The 2,711-nt window shown below is 56.5% G+C and carries 2 protein-coding genes; both read right to left on the reverse strand.

Features of this window, described 5'->3' with window-relative positions:
- Window positions 1-61: 61 nt before the first annotated feature.
- Window positions 62-868, reverse strand: a complete 807-nt coding sequence (locus I9P22_RS23845) for a replication initiator protein A (protein ID WP_199262681.1) — start codon at window positions 866-868, stop codon at window positions 62-64.
- A 311-nt stretch (window positions 869-1,179) separates the two neighbouring features.
- A partial coding sequence (locus I9P22_RS23850) for a type IV secretory system conjugative DNA transfer family protein (RefSeq protein ID WP_233253577.1) occupies window positions 1,180-2,711 on the reverse strand: 1,532 nt, incomplete at its 5' end.

The raw sequence follows: 2,711 nt of genomic DNA on the forward strand, positions 1-2,711 counted from the left end.
GCCCCTCGCAGCCGTCAACGCCATGATTTATATGCGAAATATCACGATTACGACAGCGAAATCAGCGACTTACTTGGAGAATGTGGGTGTACGCCTCATCCTGAGCGACAATGTTGCCGACCAGCCGCTTAAACTCGCGAGAGGTCGAAGCCGATCCGCACTTGTCTTGCAAAGCAGAAAGACTGATTTTCCACTCTTTCTTCGAGCCACAGTGCTTGCGGGCGATCTCATAGATGCGCCGCTCTAATGGCTTACGCAGCCGGAAATAGTTCCGGTGGAGGGTCAAAACTTCATGCGCTTGGATCGCGTTGAACACCCAATCAGAGAGTTGCACTTCGATTTCCTGCATCCGACCATCACGGGTTTCACGTACGATACGAGCGCGGTCGATGATGCTAAAAATATCCAATTGCTCGACATCGCCGGTCACGATGTTCGTCTCAATCTGTGTCCCTTGCAGCCGGGCGAGGGCGCTTCGAAGGCCGCTATATCCACGCCCATCTGATGGCCGGTTCGTTGCTTTCAGGAGGTCGAACGCCTTCAGGCGAACGATTTTTGAAACCTTCTGACCTTTGTTGATAGCTGCCATAATTTGACTGATGCAGTAGATCAGCACATCGCGATCGTGGATCGTTGCCAGACCATCGGACGAAGGTTTCACTTCGAGATAGTTTCGCCCCGTCCCATCTTCGTATCGCCGCACTCGGTGATCTGGTTTTGTAGAAAGCGAGAAAATCGGATGCGCCATCGAAGCCATGTCACCCTTGGGTGCGGCATCAAAGATATCGCATACAAAAAAGTCGCCTTGTTCCTGCCGATCTGGCAGCAAGGGAGAGCGGTCGCCGTCTTTCGTGATTTCACACACCATGACCTATGTTTCGTGATTTCACACACACGGTCAAGCCCTTTCGTGATTTCACACACAGGCGTAGAGCTTTCGTGTCTTTACACACATTCTTTCGTGTCTTTACACACGCTTTATCGTGACTCTACACACAGACCACTTCTAAAAGCTTAATGAATTCATAGGGCTATGAACACTTATCCACAGCGTAACACATTATATAACACATATTTAACACTACAAATTCCCCATCATTTCAGCAGCGGTTTCCAAACCCGAACGCATGGAAAAGTGCTCGCAGCTAAGAATGCGCGCGAAAGGCAGCGAAACGTACCTCAGTTCAAAGGGTTCTGATCGAATCTTCCACGGTAGGTCTTGCTCTTGAAATACACATTCTGCTTGGCCTTGAGCGGGTTGCGGTTGCCTACCAGCAGCAGCAGATCATCAGCCTTCATGCCAGTGATCTGTTCAGCGGTCATGAGCTTCTGACGTTGCTCTGAATAGGAAAAATCCCGCCCCTCGTTCGGAGCCTTCCCCTCTCGAATTTGCTGAGAATAGACAGTGCTTTCCCCGAGGTGGCGTGCTGCCCATTCGGCGGTTTCGATATCGTTGAGGTTGAAGACGCGTTTGGTGATGCAGGAGCCGAAGATCGAGCGGGCATCGTTGGGACCGTAGGCCTTTTCGACCTGGCCCGTGTCCTGGGTGACGAACAGGGCTTCGACACCGGCCCCTGCGGCGACATTGGCAATGTTCATGATCTGCTCCATGCGGCCCATCCGCACGAATTCATCCAGCACCAGCAGGATCGGGGCCTTGATCTTGCGCCGCCCGTCCTGGCGCACGACAGTGCCCAGGACGAGGTTGATGAACAGGCGCATGAAGATCGCTTGCTTATCGACCTGATCGAGCGGGACCACAATGAAGAGATCGACCTGGTCATCGAGCAGATCATCCATGCGGAAACTAGACCCGGCCAGGAAGTGGCGCATGTTGTCCGACTGCATCCACTCGAAGGCCTTCGAGACCGCCGTCTGAATCGACCCGCGTTCGCGGTCACCCGCGCGCAGGATCGTTGCGGCGGTCTGTGCCGGGCGGTGGCCGACGAGGTCCTTGTTGTCTGACCAGGCTTCAAGCGTGCCGTCGAGGTTTGCGGACAGAAGCAGATCGGCGACGGCGATCAGGTTGCGCCGGTTCGGTTCTTCCTGTGTCACGACCACCTCGATCGCGGCCGCGACCAGCTGGCGGGCCATTTCCGAAAAATGCGCGCCGTCGCCTTGTTCCGGTTTCACCAGACCGTCTGCAACCAGGGCCACGTCGCGCGCCAGCTCATGGGGCCGGATGTAGTCGAGCGGGTTGAACTGATCCTTTCCATCCTCGACGAGGCCGAAAGGGTTGAGGACCGCCACCTTGCGCCCGAGCTCTTCGCGGTGCCGCCGCGTGACCGCGAAATTCTCCCCCTTGATGTCGAGGACGACGACCGGCCCCTGATGATCGAGGATCGCCGGGATCACGGCGCTGACGCCCTTGCCGCCGCGTGTGCCGGAGACAACGAGGTGATGCCCGCCGCGCCATCCCTTCGCATCGTTCTTGACGTAGCGCAGGAGCTTGCCCTTGTGCAGGGCGAGGGGCAGGCCGGTCTTGTTGCGCTTCAGCTGGGCCACGTCACTCGGGTCCATCCATCCCGCTTGCCATGGGCCGGTGCGGGATTTGCGGTTGCGGCCAATGCGCGGATTGAAGATCGCCACCAGCGGGGTGCTGACAGCGACAGCCACGCCGAAGGGCACTGTCAGGTTTTTTGAACTTTCCGAATATTCGGGGTAGATTTGCGAATGATCCTCTCGCCTGACCCTGCCCGGTTGAAGGGCCA

The sequence above is a fragment of the Paracoccus binzhouensis genome (assembly GCF_016446475.1).
In the GTDB taxonomy this organism is placed as follows: domain Bacteria; phylum Pseudomonadota; class Alphaproteobacteria; order Rhodobacterales; family Rhodobacteraceae; genus Paracoccus; species Paracoccus binzhouensis.